This window comes from Microlunatus ginsengisoli (assembly GCF_039537205.1).
GTDB lineage: Bacteria > Actinomycetota > Actinomycetes > Propionibacteriales > Propionibacteriaceae > Microlunatus > Microlunatus ginsengisoli.
On sequence record NZ_BAABAB010000014.1, the window covers coordinates 94,724 to 116,415 of the forward strand.

Sequence of the window (21,692 nt, forward strand, 5' to 3'; positions counted from 1 at the left end):
GAAGCCCCAACCCGGGGCTCCGGATCGTCGACTGCGCCGGGATTCTTCGTTGACGGCGGTCGGCTGTGAATCGGGATCGTGTCGCCGATCGACCTCACGCGGCGGAAAGGGCCGGTGGAAAACGCTTGCTGGTCGGCGCGTGGTCGATTCGCGACATGCGGCGCGCGATCGCGCGCCGATCCACCGGACCTGAGCGACTCCCGAGTCAGCTCCCCCGGCGCGACCCGAGCTGCACCCACCGGCCCTCGGAGACGACCTGGATCGAACCGTCGACGACCGCGATGGCCGTCTGCTCGTCGATGGCGTACGCCGGACCGGCGATGTCCGCGGCCCATCGTTCCGCGTCGGCCAGCATGTTGCCGGGCCAGGCGTCGAGGTGCGGGAAGATCGAGAAGTCGACGATGCCCAGGCCCCGGTCGTCCGGTGCGGCCGGCCACTCGACGAAGTACGTCCCGATCCGGGGCGTCAGCACCATGCTGCCGGCGCTCACGCCGACCCAGACCAGGTCGCCCAGCGACGGCAGCAGCTCGGCCAGCCCGGACTCTCGCAGCCAGTGGCACAGGTAGGTCGCATCCCCGCCGTCCACGAGCAGGACGTCCGCCGCCCGCACCCACGGCACCCAGCGTTCGGCGCCGATGGTCGGCAGTGCGGGCAGCTCGAGCACGCCGAGCGACGTCCAGCCGAGCCCAGTGAAGTGCCGGAAGACCGGCTCGGCGGCCACCAGCCCCCGCACCGTCGCCGGGCCGCACAACGGGTGACCCCACTGCGCGGTCGGGACGACCAGGGCGGCGCACTCCTCGATCGGTTTGCCGAGCAAGTCCACGAGCGCCGAGCGGATGCTCGCGTTCGTGACCCCGCCCGACGTCAGCAAGAACCTCGTCACGGACGCCTCCCCGGCGCTGCGGTGATGTCCCCCTGATGACCGGGACGGGCGACGTGAATCATCGGACACGCCGTCCGCACCCCCGAAAACTGGTCACAACCGCAACTCTGCCGCCTCGAACGTTGCGCTTTCGCGACCTCCCACTCCGGCCATTTTCTGGAATCGCTCAAAGAAAGCGAGGCTGGCCCAACGCCGAAATCCCGACGCAGCCCCCGCCCCTCGACCCGGTCCGGGCCGGAGGGCTGAGAATGCGTCGGGATATCCACCGACGGTGGGCGATGGTCGGCGTTCAGCGGTTCCTGAGGTCACAGGTGGGCGCATGCAGCTGGGCCGCGTACGCCATGGCATCGGTGTCGATGTGCAGACCGACGCCCTTGGACGCGTCGTTGTTGTCTCCGGCCAGCTTGACGATGTCGTTGATCAGGCGGGGAGGCCGACCGGCTGGGTGGAGCGGTCGGAGGCGACGGCGACGAGGGCCCGGCGGTGCACGATCTCGGCCTGGACGGCGATCATGATCGCGATCATCACCAGGACCTCGCCGAAGCCGGCGCCGTCGTCGATGCCGAGGACGTACGCCGCGGTGCCGAGCGCGAACTTCGTCGCGATCAGGCCGAGGAACAGTCCGACGGTGAGGGCGGTGCCCCTGGACCAGACCGCGCCGGCGTCGTCGATCCAGATCCGGGTGCGGCGTCCGCGGACCAGCCCGACGACGAGACTGAGGGCCAGCCCGAGGCCGATCATCGCCCAACCCAGGGTGCCCGCCGGCGGGTCGAACCCGCCGACGGCAACCCCCACGACGGCATAGATGATCGCCAGCTTGAAGCGCGAGCCGTCCAGTCCCAGCCGGGCGGCCCGAGTCTGGCGATAGACCGCCCAGGCGGTCATAGCCAGGATGGCGAGGATCTCGGTGATTGTCATGATGGCTCCTCGGGTGAGTGAGATGCGGATGTCGGCAACTCTCGGCGGCAGGGCTCTCGGGGGCCTCACGCCGGACTTGCACGACCGGGACTATCGAGCGGGCACGCGTGAGAGTCGGGCGCGAGCCGGCCGGCGGTCGGGGTCGGCGAGGACGGTGTGCAGCCAGCCGTACGCGTACTGGTCGAACCGGTCCTGCCCCAGCCCCTCGCAGTGCCCGCCGGCTCCCTCGGCCTTGGTGAAGGTGTGGCTGGTGACGGGGGCGGCGAGTGCGTCGGCGAAGGTCTGGAGCTGCCCGTTGTCGGCGAAGTCGCCCTCGCCGGACGTGGCCAGAGTCGGGCAGCCGATTCGGTCGGCGATCCCGACCAGTGAGAACCGGGCCAGCTCGCGGAAGTAGTCGCTGAGGCTGCTGGTGCCGTGTGCGGCCATCCGCCACTGGAAGCCGTTCCGCTCGTGCGGGTCGGCCATCATGGGCGCGAGGTCGGCGTCGAGGGACGGGTCGTGGTCCATCAGCCGAGCCCAGACCCGCTCGCCCGCGCGGCGGCGGATGGTGACGGCGAAGTCATACTGGACCGGGTCGCAGACCAGGGCGGCGATCCGGTGCTCGCCGGTGGCCGCTCGGGGCGCGAGATAGCCGGCGAAGCTACGCCCGAGCAGGACGAGGGCGTCGGGGTCAACGCCGGGCCGGGTCAGCAGCCAGTCGACGACCGGGCTGAGGACGGCCTCGAAGTCGTGCCGCAGGGGGACCTTGTGCCGGTAGAGAATCCCGCCCTGGCCGGGTCCCTCGAAGGTCAGGCAGTTCATACCGTGGTCGAGCGCGGTGACCGCCGCGAACGTGTAGCCCATCTCGGCGGTCGAGTCGTAACCCGCCGGCAGGATCACCGTCGGGCGCAGCGCATCGGTGTCGTCCGGGGTGAAGAGGTAGCCGCGGGCCAGCACGTGGTCGCCCTCGACGACCATCCGGTACGTCGGGTGGCCGAGCAGCGGGACGGCGGCCTCGAACGCTGCGACGTGGCCGTCGTACGCGGCGTGCAGGAGCGGATCGTCCAGATCGGTGCGGGCGAAGAACGTCGCCTGCCGGTAGTACTCGGCGGCGCGCAGGTAGCCGCGGCGCGCGCTCACCGCGTCGCCGCTGCTCAGCGCCCGGTCGGCCTCGGCCCGGACCCGCTCGGCGGTCTGCGTCCATGCGCGGTACCACGAGGCGAAGTCGCCGGGGACGATCCGCTCGGCGACGGCGAGCGCCTCGCCGAGATCGGCGCCGCCGCGGGTCGCCGCGGACAGCGTACGGACGAACTGGCCGTCGAACTCGGGGTCGTCGATGAAAGTGGTCATGGGATTCCTCCTGGTTGCTGGGTGAGCACACTCTGTTCGCGCAGGCTCGCGCGCCGCTCGCGTCGGACTTGCGCGACCCGGACCCCCGACGGGACGCCGCGAAAGTCCGCTGCGAGTGGTTGCCCGCACGCTTGGTGCCATGACGAACGGCACGATCCACGCGGTCGACGAGAACCTGTTCCTGGTCGAGGGCGAATGGCCCGTCTGGCCGGTGGTCTCGCTGCCGGGCCCGGCCGTGCTCCGATCCGGGGCGCGGCTGTATCTGATCGACACCGGCGCGGGACCACACCTCCGGTCGGCCGTCCGGGCGGTCGCGGCGAGCTTCGGCCGGTCGGCCGAGGTCACCCTGATCAACAGCGGGCGCCATCCGGGTCTGGTCGGCAACAACGACCTCCTCGACTGCCTACCGGCGCAGACCCGCCGCTACCTGCGCCCGCCCGATCCGGACCGACCCGCGCCGGACGCTCCGCCGGAGTGGCCGGAGGACCTCCAACGCGCCTATCCGCCGATCCGAGCGACGTCGGTGCCCGGCCGGGACCTCGATGCGCTGGGTGATCGTCGAGAGCAGCGGATCGGCAGCACCTGCTGGTCGGGCTGGACGATCGCCGACGGTCTGGTCGCGGTGGAGGCCACCAGCCACACGGCTCGCCTGGCGTTCTACCTGGAGAAGCAGCGCGCGATGCTGCTGCCCGAGGAGCTCGCCCTCGCCCCCGCGTGGCCGGGGAGCGATGTCGCGGACGTGCTGCGGGTCGGTCAGCTGGTGCTCGAGCTGATCGAGGCGGGCACGATCGACACCCTGAGCCTCGGGTTCGGTCCACCGCTGGACGCCGGCTCGGGTCGCGAAGCCGTTCAGGACCTGGTGGATCGCGCGCGGATCAGCCGCGCCGCGGCGGACGGTCGCATTACGGCGTAAACTGCGCGCCGGGCAGCGATACCGTACGCAGATGCGGACGCTCGATCTCGGAGACGTGGAGGTCGAGCTCGACGCCGACCAACCGCGGGAACCGGGCGCCCGGGTCGTCCCACGCGGCACCCGGCAAGCTGCCTTGCTGACCCTGCTGGTGGCCCGGGTCAATACCCGGGTCTCGGCGGACGCGCTGATCGAGTTCGCCTGGGGTGATGAGCGGGTCGGCGGCGACCAGGGCGCTCTCGGGGATCGGCAGGGAGCGCTCGACTCCCAGCTCTGGCGGCTGCGTCAGCTGCTCGAACCCGGTCGCGGACGTGGGGCCGCGCCGACCCGGATCGTGACCGACGCGGGCGGCTACCGGCTGGTGAGCGCCGACGATCAGGTCGACTCGCACCGGTTCGCGGCCCGGATCGCGACGGCCAGGACCGCCCTGACGGAGGGCCGGCCGGCCGACTCGGCCGCCGCCGCCCGGGAGGCGCTCTCGCTGTGGCGCGGGCGCCCGTTCGGCCGGTTCGCCGACGAGCCGGTGCTCGCCGCCGACGTCGCCCGGCTGGAGGAGCTCCGTCTGCAGGCGTACGAGCTGCTGATCGAGGCACTGCTGCCGGATGACCCGCGCGCCGCGGCCGACGTCGCCGAGACGATGGTGGCCACGGCCCCGCTGCGCGAGAGCGGCTGGCGACACCTGATCCTGGCGCGACAGCTGACCGGCCGGACCGCGGACGCGCTGGAGGCCTACCAGCGTGCGTTCCGCCTGCTGCGCGACGAGCTCGGCGTCGAACCGTCGGCGGCGCTACGGGCACTCCACCAGCAGATCCTGGACGGCACGGTGGCCGAGCCGGAGCGGCAGCCGGCCCCGTCGGCGGCTTCCGGACCGAAGCCCACCGCCGGCTCGCCCCAGCCCGCCGGCTCGCCCCAGCCCGCCGGCCCGACGCCGCCCGCCGGCCCGACGCAGGCCGCCGGCCCGACGCGGCCGGAGAAGACGGGCCCGGAGGTTCGGCTCCCGTCGTGGTTGACGTCATTGGTCGCTCGCGAATCGGAGGTCGCGCGCGTCGCCGGGCTGCTCGCCCATCCCGGACTCGTGACGGTGGTCGGTCCGGCCGGCTGCGGCAAGACCCGGCTGGCCGTCGCCGCCGCGGCGGCCGCCGCAGCCGAGTTCCCCGACGGGATCTGGTTCGTCGACCTGGCGCCGATCACCCCCGCTGACGAGGCGCAGCAGGCAGCGCTGGTCGTGAGTGCGACGATCAACACGATCGGGATCTCCACCGCCCAGTCACGCGGGCCGCTGGACGTGCTCGCCGACTTCAGCCGGACCCGGCGGCTGCTACTCGTGCTGGACAACTGCGAGCACCTGCTGGCCGGCTGCGCCGAGATGGTGGAGGCCGTGGTCGGGCTAGATGCCGGCTGCACCGTGCTGGCGACCAGCCGGACCCCGCTGGATGTCGACGGCGAGACGGTGTGGTCGCTCGCCCCGCTCTCGCTGCTGCCTGTTCCGGACCCGGAGTCGCCGGATCCGGAGCCATCGGCCCCGGCACCATCGGCCCCGGCACCATCGGCACGCGGGCTGTCGGCCGCGGCCCGGCTGTTCGCCGACCGGGCGCACCGGGCCCGGCCGGGAGAGGAGCTGGATCTCTCGGGACCTGACGCCGAGCTCGTCGAGGCGATCTGCGCAGCGGCCGACGGGCTTCCGCTGGCCATCGAGCTGGCCGCGGCCCGGGTGCGGTTCAGCAGTCTGGCCGAGATCGCCCAGCAGCTGCGCGCGGACCCGGGTGCGGTGACCAGGGTCGGCCGCAGCAGGCGTTCCGGGCCGGTGTCGGTGGGGGCGGCGATCGAGTCGAGCCACCGCCTGCTGAGCCCCTCCGAACGGGTGCTGCACCGACGCCTCGCCGTGCTGCCGGGACGGTTCGGCGCGTCACTGGCCGTCGCGGTCGCGGGTTTCGATCCGCTGGCACCGGAGGAGGTCGTGCCGTTGCTGGCCGAGCTGGTCCACTCCTCGATGATCGAGCTCGACGCCGGCTCGTCCCGGCGGAGCCGCTACCGGCAGCTGGTGACGATCCGGGCGCACGCCCGCCGCTCGCTGGACGCGGCCGGCGAGACCGAGCTGCTGCTCGACCGGCGGGATGGCTGGCTGTCGGAGCTGGTCGCCGATGCGCCACCGCTCGACCGTCCGGGGCACGAGTGGCTGTATCGAGAGCTGGACGACGAGGCCGACACGATCCGGGCGGTGCTGCACCGGTGCCTCGTCGCGGCACCGAGCCGCAGGGGTGCCCGGCTCACGGTGCAGCTCGACGGCTATTGGCTGCGCCGGGTGCCGCCCGCCGACACCGCTCGCTGGCTGGAGGCGGCGATCGCGGTGCCCGACGCGGACCCGGACGACACCATGATCAACTGGATCGCGCTGGGCACGCAGTGGTTGCGCACGGGCCAGTACGACCGGATCAGGTCCGAACTGGACCTGGTGCTGGCCCGGGGCCGGTCGATCCCTCCCGAGATCACCGACTCCGTACTGCGGCTCCTCACCCTGCTGGTGATCAACACCAGCTACGCCGACGTGCCAGATCTGGTGGGCCCGATGGTCGACCGGGCCCTGGAGATCGGCGCCGGGACGACCGGATCGGCCGCCCGGCTGATCATCGCGGCGATCGACAGTTACGGCCGGGCGTTCCACGGCGCCACCGACGTCGGCCTCTGGGCCGAGGCGGTGGCCGCGGAGGCCGTCGCGGCCGGCGAAGGCTTCGCCGCGGCGCTCGCGATCAGCACGCTGATCAGGCTGAGCTACGCGACCGGCGACATGCGGGCGGCCGCCGGCTGGGTGGACCAGCAACAGCTGATCATGTTCGCGGGCCCCGCCGACCGGCCGGCGGGAACCATGCTCGAGGCGCGCGCCGGGATGATGATCTTCGCCGGTGAGCCCGCCATCGGGGTCGCCCAGGCCGCGGCGTCCCGGGCGCTGGCGCACCGGCTCGGCGTGTCCTGGCCGGAGCACGCCATCACCGACCGCGCGCTGGAGCGGGCCAAGGCAGACCTGGGCCCGGCAGGGTACGAGGATGCCTGGGCCCTTGGTGGGCAGCTCGACGTCGCGCAAGCGACCTCGCTCGACCCCAGGGCGTACGAACGACCGTCGAGCCGCTGAGAGGATCGTTTCGTGCGGATCATGGACCTCGGGTCCCTGACGGTCGAGGTCGAGGGATCGACGATCGAGCTCGGCACGACGAAGCAGGCGGCACTGCTGTGCGTGCTCGCTGCGCGCGCGAACCAGCGGGTGCCGGCGACCGACCTCGTCGCCGCCGCCTGGGGTCTGGACGTCGAGGTGTCGATGTCGAGCCTGGACTCCCAGTTGTGGCGCCTCCGCAACATCCTCGAACCGCACCGCGGCCGTACGTCGTCGGTGCTGGTCCGCGACGGCGGCGGCTACCGGCTGGTGGCGGCCCCCGACGCGGTCGACTCGCTCCGGTTCGAGCGGCTGGGCGACCGGGCGAACGCGCAGGTCCGCGACGGGGATCCGGCGGCGGCCCTGATCGCGATCGAGGAGGCCCTGGAGCTGTGGCGGGGCGAGCCCTTCGAGGCGGTGATCGCCGACGTCGGAACCGTGGTCCAGCTCGCCCGGCTGATCGAGCTGCGCCAACAGCTGGAGGAGCTGCGGATCGACGCACTGATCGGCCAGGGACTCCCTCATCGAGCGATCGTCGATCTGGAGGAGATGATCGGTCGGAACCCGCTGCGGGAACGGTTGTGGGCGCAGCGGATGACGGCACTGGTCCAGCTGGATCGAACCGACGAGGCGCTCGCCGCGTACGCCCGCCTGACCCAGCTGCTGGCCGACGAGCTGGGCCTGGATCCCGGTCCCGACCTGCGCGCGCTGCACGGCCGGATCCTCGCCCGGGATCCGTCGCTGGTCGGCGCTGCCCGGCCGGCCCAGCAGACCCGGCAGCCCCGGGAGGCCGACGACCCGGTGGCCGCCCGGATCGAGGGCGAAGCACGCACCGCCGACCCGGTCGCCGTCCGGCTGCCCCGCCGCGCAACCCCGCTGATCGGTCGTGCTGCCGACACCGACCGGGTCGCCGGTCTGGTGCTCGGCCAGCCGTTGGTGACGATCTGCGGCAGCGGCGGGAGCGGCAAGACCCGGCTGGCGATCGAGGTCGCTGCCCGGGTCGCCGCCGATTTCCCCGACGGCGTCTGGTTCGTGGATCTCACCGCGACAACTGAGCCGGACCTCGTCATCGACATCGTCGTGTCGACCCTCGCGCTGAGCGCGTCCCAGGTCTTCGACCCGATCCAGGTGTTGCGGGAGTTCGCGCGCGGACGGCGCATCCTGCTGGTGCTCGACAACTGCGAGCACGTGCTCGACGGCGTCGCCCTTCTCGTCGAGGAGACGCTGCTCTCCGACGACGCCGAGCGGGGTGCCGCCGTGCTCGCCACCAGCCGGGAACCGATCGGGGTGGACGGGGAGTACCTCTGGTCGATCGCGCCGCTGTCGCTGGCCGGACCCGCGCCCGCGGTCGAACTGTTCACCGAGCGGGCCAGGGCGTCCGACCCGGAGCTGGTGCTGGACGCCGACGCCATGGCCAGCGTGGTGCAGATCTGCCGGGCGCTGGACGGCATCCCGCTGGCGATCGAGCTCGCCGCCGCTCGGGTCCGCTCGTTCAGCCTGACCGAGATCGCCGAGCAGGTGCGGGCGGACCCGACCAGACTGTCCCGGGTCGGCCGGCAACGCGGTGATCACCGGCAGAGCCTGTACGAGGCGATGGAGTGGAGTTATCGCCTGCTCACCGAGCAGGAGCAGTCGCTGCACCGCTGCCTGTCCGTGCTCCCCGGGCCGTTCCCGGCCACCGCCGCGGCCGGGGTCGCCCCACCGGACCTGAACGCGTACGAGGTCACCGAGCTGCTGCTCGGCCTCGCCCACCGCTCCCTGCTCGACGTTCGCCCCGGCCAGCGGGGGACGGGCACCGTGTTCGCCCAGCTGGACACGGTCCGGGCACACGGCCGGCGCCACCTGGTGGAGGCGGGTGAGGAGGACCTCGTGCTCGCTCGCCGTGACGACTGGGTGGCCGCACTGCTGGCCCGCCGGCCGCGGCTGGGTCGGCCCGAGGCGCCGCTGTGGTACGACGAGCTGGAGGAGTCCTACCCGGTGGTCCGGGCCGTCCTGCAGCGCGCGGTCGGACCCGCCGGCAGCGCCGAGTTGATCGGGCTCGGCTCGGGGCTCGGCTTCTTCTGGCTGTTCCGTTCACGGATGATCGAAGGCGCCCGGTGGCTGGAGGCGGCCCAAGCGTCCGGGCTGCAGCGGGCGGGCAGCGTCGAGGAACTGCTGACCCTGCTCAGGCTGGGCGCGGGCTATCTGCTCCGCTTCCGACCCGACCTCGGCCGACCCCAGCTGGACGCCGCCCTGCCGCGGGTGGCCGAGGTGCCGGCGTCGGCACGGGTGGTCGTGGCGGAGGCGCTGGTCAGCGCCGCCGGCGGCGCCTGGGCCGGCACCGCCTACGATTTGCTGCCGGCTTTGAGCCGGGCATTGGACCAGATCGCGGCGGGAACCGACGACCAGGTCACCCAGCTGTTCGCCGAGATCATCGCCTGCATCACGGTCCTTCCGCTCGGCCGCCTCGACGAGGCCCGCGAGACCGCGGAGCGGCTCTATCGTCGATCCGTCGAGCTCGACAATCTCGTGGGCGCCTGGTTCACCTCGCTGGCCGCCTGCGTGGTCGAGAGCGAGTCGTTGCGGCCGGCCGACGCGCTCGGCTGGGCTCGCCGGGTGATCGGGCTGCACGAGCGTCTCGGCACCGGAGGCAGCAAGTCCTTCCTGGAGACGGTCGGCAACGGGTTCGCGCTGAGCGCCGACCACGAGCGGGCCGTCCGGGTCTACGCCGCCACCTGCGCGCACGCCCGCCAGGCCGGCGTCGACTGGCCGGAGCACCCGAAGACGCGCGAACTGTTCGAGCGGGCCCGCGCGGCGATGGACCCGGCTGCCTTCGACCGGGCGTGGGCGGCCGGCGAGCGAATGTCGCTGCGCGACATCGCCGACTGGGCCGAACCCGATCGAGGTGACCGCTTCTCGTCACGCACCACCGGCTGAGCCGGATCTGGCGCCCCAGGCATCGGTCGTGCGGCGGCGCGATCGGGCCGGAGAGCAGGACGCAGCCGGTCAGGATCCACGTCGGGGTAGCGCCGCCATCCGGCTCAGCCGGCGACCTCTGCCGCCTCCAGCCAGGCCGCCTCGAGCTCGTCTTTCTCGGCCAGGACGTCGGCGAGCTCGGTCTGCAGGGCGGCCAGCCTCGGGTAGTCGCTGGCGGACTCGGCCATCTGCGCGTGCACCCGCTCGATCCTCGTCTCCAGCCTGGCCAGCTGCGACTCCAGCCGGGCCAGGTCCTTGCGGGCCTGCCGGATCTCGGCCGCGCCTCTCCCCGGTGTCGCCGGGGTCGCCTGTGTTGCCGGGGTGGGCGCGGCATCGGTGGTGGGCTGGGTGTCGGCGGCCTGCCGGTCGGCCAGATACTGCTCGACCCCGCCGGGCAGCAGCACGCACCGCCCGCCGCCGACCAGGGCGTACGTCACGTCGCAGACCCGCTCCAGGAAGTAGCGGTCGTGGGTGACCACGATCAGGGTGCCCGGCCAGGTGTCGAGATAGTCCTCGATCACGGTCAGGGTGTCGATGTCCAGGTCGTTGGTCGGCTCGTCCAGCAGCAGCACGTTCGGCTCGGTGAGCAGCAGCCGGAGGAACTGCAGCCGGCGCCGTTCGCCCCCGGACAGGTCGTCCAGCCGGGTGGTCAGCTTGTCCTGGGTGAAGCCGAAGTCCTCCAGCAGGGTGCTCGCGCTCGCCTCGCCGCCGCCGGCCAGCGCCGTCACCCGGCGCTGCTCCTCGACCACCTCCAACACCCGGCGACTGCCGCGCAGCTCGCCGACGTTCTGGCTCAGGTGTCCGATCCGTAGCGTCCGGCCGCGTTTCACCCGCCCGGCGTCCGGTGCGAGCTCGCCGGTGAGCAGCCGGAGCAGGGTCGTCTTGCCGGTGCCGTTGACGCCGACCAGGCCGGTCCGAGCGCCCGGCCCGATCGACCAGCTGAGGTCGTCGAGCAGCACCCGCCGCTGCTCGCCGGCGCCGATCGCGTAGTCGACGTCGACCAGGTCGAACACGTCCTTGCCGAGCCGGGTGACCGAGAACTGCTGCAGTGCCAGGCTGTCCCGCGGCGGCGGTACGTCGGAGATCAGGGCGTTCGCGGCGTCGATCCGGAACTTCGGCTTCGAGGTCCGTGCGGGCGGCCCGCGACGCAGCCAGGCGAGTTCCTTGCGCAGCAGGTTCTTCCGCCGTGCCGCCACCCCGGCGGCCTGCCGGGCCCGCTCGGCCCGGGCGAGGACGTACGCCGCGTAGCCGCCGTCGTAGGCGTCCACCTGCGCGTCGTGCACCTCCCAGATCCGGGTGCAGATCTCGTCCAGGAACCAGCGGTCGTGGCTGACCACCAGCATCGCGATGTCGCGGGCCTGGAGCGCGCGCAGGTGCTGGGCCAGCCAGGCCACGGCCTCCACGTCGAGGTGGTTGGTCGGCTCGTCCAGCACCAGCAGGTCGTGACCGGCGAGCATCAGCGCGACCAGTGCGGTCCGGCGCCGCTCGCCGCCGCTGAGCGAGCCGACGCGGGACTCGAGCGGGATGTCGGCCAGCAGGTGCCGCACGATCGACCGGGTCTCGGCGTTCGCGGCCCAGACGTGATCGGGCTCGCCGTCGACGATGACGTCGCGGACCGTCGCGTCGGGTGCGAACGAGTCGGTCTGGGCGAGATGGCCGATCGAGACCGAGCCGGTCCTGGTGACCTGGCCGGAGTCGGGGTCGTGGCTGCCGGTGAGCAGCTCCAGCAGCGTGGTCTTCCCGTCGCCGTTGCGGCCCACCACGCCGACCACGTCGCCCCGGGACAGGCCGAGGCTGACCCGGTCGAGCAGCACGCGGGTGCCGTACGCGATCGAGATCGCGTCGGCGTTGATCAAGTTCGCCATCGCCCCCAAGCCTGCCATCCCCTGCCCGGATCGGCCGCACCGTCCCGGATCCCCTGGTCCAACTCGGATCCCCTGCATCAACCCGGATCCCCTGCAACGGATCCGAACTGTTCCAGGGGATCCGAGTTCGGCTGGTGCTGGGGTGCTCCAGCTCGGATCCCCTCGTACAATTCGGATCCCCCAGTCATCCCTGGATCCCCTGCATCAACTCGGATCCCCTGCAACGGATCCGAACTGTTCCAGGGGATCCGAGTTCGGCTGGGGTGCTCCAACTCGGATCCCCTCGTACAATTCGGATCCCCCAGTCATCCCTGGATCCCCTGCACGTCCTCGGATCCCCTGCAACGGATCCGAACTGTTCCAGGGGATCCGAGTTCGGCTGGTGCCGGGGTGCACGGCCGGGCCGGGCGGGTCAGACCGGGGGCCGAGATCGGGTTCGGACGTACGACCGGGGTCTACGATCCGCGCCGATCACTGTTGCCGGGCCACCCCGGCGGGGAAGCATGGCCGGCATGAGTAGCGCCTACCCGGAGCCGACCCCCCTCGTGCCACGACGACCGGCCGCTCCGCGTCCGGTCCCACCCTTCCCGGGAGCCGACCAGCGGATCGGCGACGCCGAGCGGTCGGCGGTCTGCGAGCAGCTGTCGGCGCACTACGCGGCCGGCCGGCTGACCGACGAGGAGCTGGACACCCGGGTGAGCGCAGCCGTGGTCGCGCGGACCTGGGGCGACCTGCGGGCACTGGTCGGTGACCTACCGCTGCCGGGCCCGCCGGTCCCGCCTCCCGCGCAGCCGCCGGTGCCGATCGGCAGACCGTGGTCCACGGTGGACGTGTTCGCCCTCGTCGCGCTGGTGGGTGCGGTGGCTCTTGCACTGCTCGGTGCGCTCGGCGTGCTCGGGTCGGGACAGCCGGGCTACATCGTGGTCTGCACGCTCACCGCGTTCACCGCGGGGGTCGGGGGGATGGCGCTGACCCAGATGCTGCATCGCTGGCGCCGATCCATCGTCGATCGCGCCGCCGCGGAACTGCGGGCCCAACAGGCGGCGCCCGGTCCGGCGCCTCGGTCCAGCTGAGGCGATCGTGCCGGGCAGCCGGGACGCGGCAGCGAAAGCCGAACGAGGTGTCAGCGCCCTCGCATCGCCTGCTTGGCGCCCTTCATCTGCCGTGGGTTGGTCGGCATCGGGCCCTTGGGCACGGGAATCTGCGGGCGTACGGCGTCGAGGGCTCGCAACCGCTGCTTGACGTCTGTGATCTGGTGGGCCTGCAGGACCTTCGGCAGCTTGCGGATGTGGTCGGCGAGCTTGTCGAGCGGGACCTGGCCTTCCTTGTCGCCCATGACGATGGTGGTGACCTTGACCCCGTACGCCACCCGCTCGTGCTTCTTCACCTCGCCGGCCAGGATCGCCTTCAGCCGGCCCGGCTCGCCCTCGCCGATCAGCACGATGCCGCCCGGGCCGACCGTGCGGTGCACGGCGTCGCGTTGCCGGGTGACGGCGATGACCGGTGTCGACACCCACTGCTTGGGCAGCATGCCCAGGGCTACCTCCGCGGACCCGGCCTGGCCGGCGTACCGCTTGTAGGTCGCCTTCTTGGCCCGCTGCACCAAGATGACCATGGCCAGCAGGATGCCGATGCTGAGCCCGAGGATGGGCAGATAGATCCAGTGCCCGACGATGATGCCGACGACCACGCCGATCAGCACCGGCAGCAGTAGCGCGCCACCCATCAGCCAGGGCAGCGCCGGATCGTACTCGTGGGTGACCTGGTATGCCCGCACGATCTGCCGCATCCGGCCCATCTCGGCCGGGTTCGTACTGCTCTTCTTGCGGGCCTTCTTGTCCGCCTTGGCCTTCTGCTCGGCCTCCTTGGCTCGCGCCTTGGCGGCAGCCAGCTGAGCCTTGAGCTTCTCGTCAGCCATCGACGACCACCCCTCCTGCATCCGACCCGCGGTTCTCCAGCGCCTGACGATACAGCCGTCCGGCACGGTACGACGAACGGACGAGGGGGCCGCTCATCACCCCGGCGAAGCCGAGCTCGGTCGCCTCGTCACGGAGCTCGACGAACTCCTCGGGCTTGACCCAGCGCTCGACCGGATGGTGCCGCGGCGAGGGGCGCAGATATTGCGTGATGGTGAGGATCTCGGTGCCGGCGGCGTGCAGGTCGCGCATCGCCTCGGTGATCTCGGCGCGGGTCTCGCCCATGCCGAGGATCAGGTTGGACTTGGTGACCAGACCGGCCTCTCGGGACCAGCTGAGCACCTGCAACGACCGGTCGTAGCGGAACCCGGGCCGGATCCGCTTGAAGATCCGCGGCACGGTCTCGACGTTGTGCGCGAACACCTCCGGCCGGGTGGAGAAGATCTGCTCCAAATAGGGCCGGTGGCCGGTGAAGTCCGGCGCCAGCATCTCCACCCCGGTGTCGGGATTCAGCGCGTGGATCTGGCGGATCGTCTCCGCATAGAGCCAGGCGCCCTCGTCGGGCAGGTCGTCGCGGCAGACTCCGGTGACGGTCGCATAGCGCAGGTTCATCTTCTGCACCGACTCGGCGACGCGCAGCGGCTCACCCGCGTCGAAGTCGGCCGGCTTGCCCGTGTCGATCTGGCAGAAGTCGCAGCGCCGGGTGCACTGGTCGCCGCCGATCAGGAACGTCGCCTCGCGGTCCTCCCAGCACTCGAAGATGTTGGGACAGCCGGCCTCCTGGCAGACGGTGTGCAGGCCCTCGCCCTTCACCAGCTCCTGCAGGTCGCGATACTGCGGTCCCATCCGAGCGGTTGTCTTGATCCACGGCGGCTTCTTCTCGATCGGCACGCTCGCGTTGCGCACCTCGAGACGCAGCAGCTTGCGACCTTCGGGGGCGATCGTCACCTGCTCACTCTACTCGCGGGCCGCCGGCTGCACGCTGCCGCGGACTCCTGACCGATCGGATCGATCACGACGTCACGTCGCGACGGCGGAAGACCAGCAGGGTGGCGACGAGCAGGACGATCACGACGACCGTCAGATAGATCGCCGCGGCACCGAAGCCGAGGTGCCGGGTGACGCTGTCGAATCCGACGCCGTCGGCCGACACGACCCGTCGATAGACCTCGTAGTCGGTGCCCCAGCGCAGGAAGGCCTGCAGGTTGGTCTCCAGCTGCCACGGCTTGAGCCGGCTGATCGCCGGAATGAACCCGGTGATGATCTGCAGCCCGATCCAGAGCAGGCCGTAGCCGACCAGCACACCGAGCGCCGCGACCGTGTGCCGGGTGAGCAGGGCGACACAGAAGCCGATCAGCGCTCCGAACACCACCAGGGCAACGCCTCGTCCGGCCGTCGCCGCGACGTCCGCGGCGCCGGTCAACGGCTGCCCGATCGCCGTCGTCACGACCGTCGCGAGGCCGAGCATCGAGAACCCGGCCAGGATGCCGATGGCCGCCGCACCGACGGCGATCGCGATGACCTTGGCGGCATACACCTTGTCCCGCCGCGGAACGAAGGTGAGCCAGTTTCCGATCGAGCCGGTGCTGAACTCCGCTCCGATGAAGGATGCCGCCAGCAGGTACGACGCGAGCATGGCCAGCACGACCGCGAACGCGACTCCGGAGCCGGCGATGCTGCCGAACGGCGTCGGTACCAGGCCGTAGTCGGCCGCGGTCGGCTCGGCGACGGCGCAGTCCTGCGCCGAGCCTCCATCGTCGAGGCACTCCTGCGCCCACTCCTCGTGGTTCTGCTCCCAGTCGCGGTGGTCCTGCTCGAACCCCTGCTGTGCAGCGGCCACCTCGTCCGGCGACGGCGGGGTGACCGCATCGGCGACGGCCACCTGGAACAGGGCGACGACGGCGATCACCGCCAGCACCAGGATCAGGGTCAGCCGGCGGCTCGCCAGCCGGTTCAGCTCGGCGCCGATCAGCCGGATCATCGGGCACCTCCCTGCCCGGGCCCGGGCGGCGGGCCGTACGCGATCGGCGCCGTCGAGTGGGCGCCGAGATGCTCCTCGGCGGTGAGACTGAGGAACACCTGCTCCAGGTCCGGACGGATTGGCACGAGCTCGCGGACGTACAGCCCCTCCCGGGCCAGCGCCTCGGTGATCCGGGCCGGATCGAACGGTGTGGGTGGGAGCCCGGGCCCGGCCGGTGCAGGGCGGACCATGAGGCTCTGGTCGGGACTCGGCTCGACGGCGAGACCGCCCGCCGTGAGCACCGCGGCGGCTCGCCCCGGCTCGGCGACCACGACCCGGAAGGAGGCCGGCGCTCCGCGGGAGAGCAGCTCGGCGACCGGGCCCTCGGCCAGCAGCCGGCCGCGCCCGATGATCGTCACCGTGTCGGCCACCAGCTGCACCTCGCTCAGGATGTGGCTCGACACCAGCACGGTCTTGCCGCGATCGGCCAGCCCGCGCATGGTCGCCCGGATCTCGTGGATGCCGGCCGGGTCGAGCCCGTTGGTGGGTTCGTCGAAGATCAGCAGCTCCGGGTCCTTGAGCAGGGTGGCGGCGATCGCGAGCCGCTGCTTCATGCCGAGGGAGTACGTCCGATATTTGCTCCGGGCCCGCTCGGTCAGCCCGACCTCGTCCAGCACCCGTCCGACCTGCCCGGAGCCGGCGCCGATCGCCTGCGCCAGCAGCTCGAGGTTCTTCTTGCCGGAGAAGGCCGGGAAGAACTTGGGCTGCTCGACGATGGCGCCGATCCGATCGACCACGCTCGGCAGGTGGTGCGGCACCTCGGTGTCGAAGACCCGCATCCGGCCGGAATCGGCGGAGATCAGACCGAGGAGCATCCGGATCGTCGTGGTCTTGCCGGACCCGTTCGGGCCGAGGAAGCCATGCACCCCGCCCGCCGGCACCCGCAGGTCCAGGTCGGCCACCGCGACCTGCCGGCCGCCTCGGGTGCGATACGTCTTGCGCAGGCCGAGCGCCTCGACGGCGTACGTCGTGCTCGGCTCCGCGGCAGCGGTCATGTCGGTCATTCCAGCCTCTCGCCCCGGAAGTCGGTCACCCTATCGTGTGGGGATCTGACGCGTTTCGGGCGCTCGAACCTCCTGGGAGCGCTTTCACGGCGCTGTTCACGGATCGAGCGCCCGATATGCGTCGCCTACGATCGAGACCTCATGTCCGTCCTCGATCCCAGCCTCGTCGCGCCCGAGCCCGACGCGATCTACGAGGCCTTCACCGGCTGGGCGTCGGCGCGAGGGCTGGAGCCCTATCCGGCGCAGGCGGACGCGCTACTGGAACTGGTCACCGGCTCCAACGTGATCCTGGCGACGCCGACCGGGTCCGGCAAGAGCCTGGTGGCCACCGGGCTCGAGTTCGCCACCGGCGTGCACGGCGGCCGGACCTTCTACACCGCGCCGATCAAGGCCCTGGTCAGCGAGAAATTCTTCGCCGCGACGGAGATCTTCGGGGCCGAGCGGGTCGGCATGATGACCGGCGACGCAGCGGTGAACGCGGACGCTCCGATCATCTGTTGTACGGCGGAGGTGCTCGCCAATCTGGCATTGCGGCAGGGTGCGGCGGCGCGGATCGCGTCGGTGGTGATGGACGAGTTCCACTTCTATGCCGACCCGGACCGCGGCTGGGCCTGGCAGGTGCCGCTGCTGGAACTCCGCGACGCGCAGTTCCTGCTGATGTCCGCCACGCTCGGCGACGTCACGCGCTTCCAGCGCGATCTGGACCGCCGGACCGGCCGCGACACCGCCGTGATCACGTCGGCGACCCGGCCGGTGCCGCTGCACTACGAGTGGGTAACCACGCCGGTGCACGAGACGGTGGAGGAGCGGCTGGCGACCCACCAGGCCCCGATGTACATCGTGCACTTCAGCCGGGCGGCGGCGATCGAGCAGGCGCAGGCGCTGAACTCGTTGCGCGTCTGCACCCGCGAGGAGAAGGACCAGATCGCCGACCTGATCGGTGGTTTCCGGTTCGCCGCCGGCTTCGGCAAGGTGCTGTCCCGGCTGGTCCGCAACGGGATCGGGGTGCACCACGCCGGGATGCTGCCGAAGTACCGTCGGCTGGTCGAGCTGCTCGCCCAGGCCGGCCTGCTCAAGATCATCTGCGGCACCGACACGCTCGGCGTCGGCATCAACGTGCCGATCAGGACCGTGCTGTTCACCTCGTTGAGCAAGTTCGACGGGGTGAAGCCGCGGCTGCTGACCGCGCGCGAGTTCCACCAGATCGCCGGCCGGGCGGGTCGGGCGGGCTTCGACTCGTCGGGGACCGTGCTGGTGCAGGCGCCCGATCACGTGGTGGCGAACCTGAAGGCACTGGCCAAGGCCGGCGACGACCCGAAGAAGCGGCGCAAGGTGGTCCGGAAGAAGCCGCCGGAGGGCACCATCGGCTACGGCGAACCGACGTACGAACGGCTGGTGAGCGCCGAACCGGAACCGCTCGAGTCCTCCTTCGCCGTCACCCACTCGATGATCATCAACGTGGTGTCCCGGCCCGGGAACTGCTGGACCGCGATGGAGCGGTTGCTGACCGACAACGACGAGCCGGCGCTCCGGCGGCGCCGGCACGTGCACGCCGCACTGACCATCTATCGGGGACTGCTGTCGACCGGCGTGGTGGAGCGGCTGCCGGTCCCGGATGCGGATGGCCGGTTGGCCCGGCTGACCGTCGACCTGCAGCCGGACTTCGCGCTGAACCAGCCGCTGTCCCCGTTCGCGCTGGCGGCGGTCGACCTGCTGGACCCGGAGTCGGAGAACTATCACCTGGACGCCTTGTCGGTGATCGAGTCGACCCTGGAGAACCCGGGTCCGGTGCTCAGCGCCCAGCGCTCGATGGTGCGCGGGGAGGCGGTCGCGGCGATGAAGGCGGACGGGCTGGAATACGACGAGCGGATGGAGCTGCTCGAGGACATCACCTATCCGCAGCCGCTGAAGGAGCTGCTGGACGTTGGCTACCGGGCGTACGCGCGCTCACACCCGTGGGTGCTCGATCACGAGCTGAAACCCAAATCGGTGGCGCGGGACCTGGCGGAGCGGTCGATGACCTTCACCGAGTACGTCGCCTTCTATCGGCTGGCCCGCGCCGAGGGCCTGGTGCTGCGCTATCTCGCGGACGCGTACAAGGCGCTGCGCCAGACGGTGCCGGAGGCCGCCCGGACCGAGGCCCTGGAGGACCTGATCGCCTGGCTCGGCGAGCTGGTTCGGCAGACCGACTCCAGCCTGCTGGACGAGTGGGAGACGCTCAGGAACCCCTCGCCCGAGGAGGAGCTGGTGGCCGAGGCCGACCGGCGCCCGCCGGCGGTGACGACCAACAAGCGAGCGTTCACCGTGCTGGTCCGCAACGCGCTGTTCCGCCGGGTCGAGCTGGCCGCCCGGCGGCGCTGGTTCGAGCTGGGGGAGCTGGACGGGGATGCCGGCTGGACCGCCGATGACTGGTCGGGCGCCTTGGCGGGATACTTCGCCGAGCACGAGGCGATCCAGACCGGGGCGAACGCCCGCGGCCCGGCGTTGTTGATCATCGAGCCCGGGTCGGAGGTCTGGCGGGTGCGGCAGATCCTGGACGACCCTGACGGCGACCACGACTGGTCGATCACCGCCGAGGTGGACCTCGCCGCCAGCGACGAGGCCGGTGAGGCGGTCGTCCGGATCACCGCTGTCGGCCCCCCCGCCCCCTGGTGACGCCCGGGCAAGCCCCCGCCGACTCCCGGCGCATCCCACCCGCCGGCCGCATCCCGTGCGGAAACTGTGCGGGTGTTGCAGCGACACGCCGCCGGAGACTGCAAGAACCGCACAGTTTCCGGTTCGGGAGGGGCGGGAAGGGGCGGGTAGGGGTCGGTGGTCAGGCGGCTGGAGGGGAGGCCCTGCGTCAGGCTGGGGCGCCGACGGTCAGGCCGTAGCTGACCAGAGGCTGGGCGGGCCGCTCGGGCAGGTCGGGGGACTTCTCGTACGGGCCGAAGGCGAGCATCTCCTCCAGCTGCGGCTTCAGCGCCTCCGCGAACTGGGCGAGGGTGGGCGCCTCGCCGATCTCGGCGGCCAGTGACGTCACGCCGGCGTCGGAGATGCCGCACGGGATGATCTTGCCGAACCAGTCCAGATCCGGAGAGATGTTCGCGGCGAAGCCGTGCATGGTGGTGCCGGATGCGACCCGGACCCCGATCGCGGCGATCTTCCGCTCGGGACGATCGGGCTGTGAGCCGGTCGACGGGCGGGGCGCCAGCCAGACGCCGGAGCGTCCGGGCACCCGGCCGGTCTCCAATCCGTACGCGGCGAACGCGCGGATCAGCGCCTCCTCCAGCCGACGTACGTAGTCCACGACACCCACCGACTCGGGCAGCTTGACGATCGGGTAGCCGACCAGCTGTCCCGGCCCGTGCCAGGTGATCTTGCCGCCGCGGTCGACGTCGATCACCGGGGTGCCGTCCAGCGGGCGCTCGTGCGGCTCGGTGCGCTTGCCCGCGGTGTAGACCGAGGCGTGCTCGAGCAGGATCACCGTCGCCGGCCGGCTGCCCGCCGCGACCGCGGCATGGATCTCGCGCTGCAGGTCCCACGCGGCGCGATAGTCGACCAGCTCGTCGCCGGGATGCAGGTCCAGATAGCTCAGCGCCATGCCGGGGAGTCTACGTCTCATCCCGTCGCCGGAAACTGTGCGGCTCCGGCAGCGACACGCCGGCCGGAGTTGCGGGAGCTGCACAGTTTCCGGTCGGGGATGCGGCGGGTTCAGCTGCGCCGCAGCGCGGCGCGGACCACGCCGCGGGCATCGGGGGCGGTGAACACGAAGCCGCCCTCGACCAGCCGTTGCGGCACTACCCAGATGTCGCCGACCAGCTGCTCGGCCAGCTCACCCAGACCCAGCCGAACCAACCCCGCCGGCGCCTTGAACAGACTCGGCCGGTGCAGGGCGTCGGCCAGCGCGTCGGTGAACTCGGCGTTGGTGGACGGCTGTGGGATGGTCAGGTTGTACGGCCCCTGCGCGTCCGCGGTCTCGGCGGCCCACTGCAGCGCGCGCAGCCAGTCGTCGAGGGCGATCATCGGCATGTGCTGCGACCCGTCGCCCAGCTTGGTCGCCAGCCCGAGTGACCAGGCGGTCCGCATCGGCTGGAATGCGCCGCCGCCGCGGTCCATCACCGGCGACGTCCGCAGGAAGACCGTCCTGACCCCGGCCTGCGCCGCCGGCTGCGCGGCGCGCTCCCAGTCCTCGACCAGCTCGCCGATGAAGTCTTCGGCGGCCGGCGCCGCCTCCGTCAGCGGTACGTCGGTGGGCTCGGTGCCGTACCACCCGATGGCGCTGCCCTGGATCAGCACGGGCAGCGGGGCCGAGCGCTCCGCCAGGGCCAGCGCCAACGTACGCGTCGGGTTGATCCGGGACGACCGCAACAGCTCTCGCCGGGCCTTCGTCCAGGCCCGGTCGGCGATTCCGACGCCGCACAGGTTCACCACCACGTCGACCCCGTCGAACACGCTGGGGTCGAGCGAGCCGGCGTCGGGATCCCAGCGGTACTCGGTCGCGGTCGCCGGCTCGCGCCGGACCAGCCGGGCCGCCTGGTGCCCCTGGGCGGCCAGGTCGACTCGCAGGGCGGTGCCGAGGAAGCCCGAGGAGCCGGCGAGCAGGTATCTCACGTCGCCGACCTACCCGCCCCGAGGCGCCGGAAACTGTGCAGCTGTTGCAGCGACACGCCGGTGCCGGCTGCAACACCTGCACATATTCCCGAAGCCGGGCTGCCCGAGGCCGGGCTGCCCGAGGCCGGGCTGCCCGAGGCCGGGCTGCCGGGGG

The 21,692-nt window shown here is 71.8% G+C and carries 15 protein-coding genes; 5 read left to right on the forward strand and 10 right to left on the reverse strand.

Annotation, left to right across the window (positions count from 1 at the left end; all coding sequences use genetic code 11):
- Positions 1-205: 205 nt before the first annotated feature.
- The 3 genes from ABD747_RS09810 to ABD747_RS09820 form a co-directional block, all read right to left on the reverse strand.
- Positions 206-883 (reverse strand): Type 1 glutamine amidotransferase-like domain-containing protein, encoded by a 678-nt coding sequence (locus tag ABD747_RS09810; RefSeq protein WP_344803885.1) that lies wholly within the window; start codon positions 881-883, stop codon positions 206-208.
- Positions 884-1,303: 420 nt separating this feature from the next.
- Positions 1,304-1,801 (reverse strand): hypothetical protein, encoded by a 498-nt coding sequence (locus tag ABD747_RS09815; protein ID WP_344803887.1) that lies wholly within the window; start codon positions 1,799-1,801, stop codon positions 1,304-1,306.
- Between the two features lie 90 nt (positions 1,802-1,891).
- Entirely contained in the window at positions 1,892-3,130 is a 1,239-nt protein-coding gene (locus tag ABD747_RS09820) for an alpha/beta hydrolase family protein (protein ID WP_344803890.1), read from the reverse strand.
- A 139-nt stretch (positions 3,131-3,269) separates the two neighbouring features.
- Here ABD747_RS09820 and ABD747_RS09825 point away from each other — a divergent pair, with 139 nt between their 5' ends.
- From ABD747_RS09825 to ABD747_RS09835, 3 genes are read left to right on the forward strand one after another with little or no spacing between them, the layout of a single operon-like run.
- Positions 3,270-4,043, forward strand: coding sequence for a hypothetical protein (locus ABD747_RS09825; RefSeq protein WP_344803892.1), 774 nt, complete (start codon positions 3,270-3,272; stop codon positions 4,041-4,043).
- A 31-nt stretch (positions 4,044-4,074) separates the two neighbouring features.
- The gene (locus ABD747_RS09830; RefSeq protein WP_344803894.1) at positions 4,075-7,167 is read left to right on the forward strand and encodes an AfsR/SARP family transcriptional regulator; all 3,093 of its coding nucleotides are present in this window, start codon (positions 4,075-4,077) and stop codon (positions 7,165-7,167) included.
- A 21-nt stretch (positions 7,168-7,188) separates the two neighbouring features.
- Positions 7,189-10,101 (forward strand): AfsR/SARP family transcriptional regulator, encoded by a 2,913-nt coding sequence (locus ABD747_RS09835; RefSeq protein WP_344804194.1) that lies wholly within the window; start codon positions 7,189-7,191, stop codon positions 10,099-10,101.
- Positions 10,102-10,205: 104 nt separating this feature from the next.
- Here ABD747_RS09835 and ABD747_RS09840 read toward each other — a convergent pair whose 3' ends face one another.
- The gene (locus ABD747_RS09840; protein ID WP_344803896.1) at positions 10,206-12,023 is read right to left on the reverse strand and encodes an ABC-F family ATP-binding cassette domain-containing protein; all 1,818 of its coding nucleotides are present in this window, start codon (positions 12,021-12,023) and stop codon (positions 10,206-10,208) included.
- Positions 12,024-12,517: 494 nt separating this feature from the next.
- Between ABD747_RS09840 and ABD747_RS09845 the strand changes: the two genes are divergently transcribed.
- Positions 12,518-13,078, forward strand: a complete 561-nt coding sequence (locus tag ABD747_RS09845; protein WP_344803898.1) for a DUF1707 SHOCT-like domain-containing protein — start codon at positions 12,518-12,520, stop codon at positions 13,076-13,078.
- A gap of 50 nt (positions 13,079-13,128) precedes the next feature.
- On the opposite strand, the gene ABD747_RS09850 is transcribed toward ABD747_RS09845, so the two are convergent.
- From ABD747_RS09850 to ABD747_RS09865, 4 genes are all read right to left on the reverse strand, one after another.
- The gene (locus ABD747_RS09850; protein ID WP_344803900.1) at positions 13,129-13,923 is read right to left on the reverse strand and encodes a DUF4191 domain-containing protein; all 795 of its coding nucleotides are present in this window, start codon (positions 13,921-13,923) and stop codon (positions 13,129-13,131) included.
- Positions 13,916-14,869 carry a lipoyl synthase gene (gene lipA / locus ABD747_RS09855; RefSeq protein WP_344803902.1) on the reverse strand — a complete coding sequence of 318 codons (954 nt, stop codon included), beginning with the start codon at positions 14,867-14,869 and terminating at the stop codon, positions 13,916-13,918. Before lipA ends, ABD747_RS09850 begins: the two co-directional genes overlap by 8 nt.
- A gap of 64 nt (positions 14,870-14,933) precedes the next feature.
- On the reverse strand, positions 14,934-15,902 hold the full coding sequence (locus ABD747_RS09860; protein WP_344803904.1) for an ABC transporter permease subunit: 969 nt from the start codon (positions 15,900-15,902) through the stop codon (positions 14,934-14,936).
- On the reverse strand, positions 15,899-16,936 hold the full coding sequence (locus ABD747_RS09865) for an ABC transporter ATP-binding protein (protein WP_344803906.1): 1,038 nt from the start codon (positions 16,934-16,936) through the stop codon (positions 15,899-15,901). Before ABD747_RS09865 ends, ABD747_RS09860 begins: the two co-directional genes overlap by 4 nt.
- A gap of 150 nt (positions 16,937-17,086) precedes the next feature.
- Between ABD747_RS09865 and ABD747_RS09870 the strand changes: the two genes are divergently transcribed.
- Complete coding sequence (locus ABD747_RS09870) at positions 17,087-19,600, forward strand: DEAD/DEAH box helicase (RefSeq protein ID WP_344803908.1); 2,514 nt, start codon at positions 17,087-17,089, stop codon at positions 19,598-19,600.
- A gap of 187 nt (positions 19,601-19,787) precedes the next feature.
- Here ABD747_RS09870 and lipB read toward each other — a convergent pair whose 3' ends face one another.
- Positions 19,788-20,528, reverse strand: coding sequence for a lipoyl(octanoyl) transferase LipB (gene lipB, locus ABD747_RS09875; RefSeq protein WP_344803910.1), 741 nt, complete (start codon positions 20,526-20,528; stop codon positions 19,788-19,790).
- A 110-nt stretch (positions 20,529-20,638) separates the two neighbouring features.
- A complete protein-coding gene (locus ABD747_RS09880; protein ID WP_344803912.1) occupies positions 20,639-21,538 on the reverse strand; it encodes a TIGR01777 family oxidoreductase in 900 nt (299 codons plus the stop codon).
- Positions 21,539-21,692 lie beyond the last annotated feature (154 nt).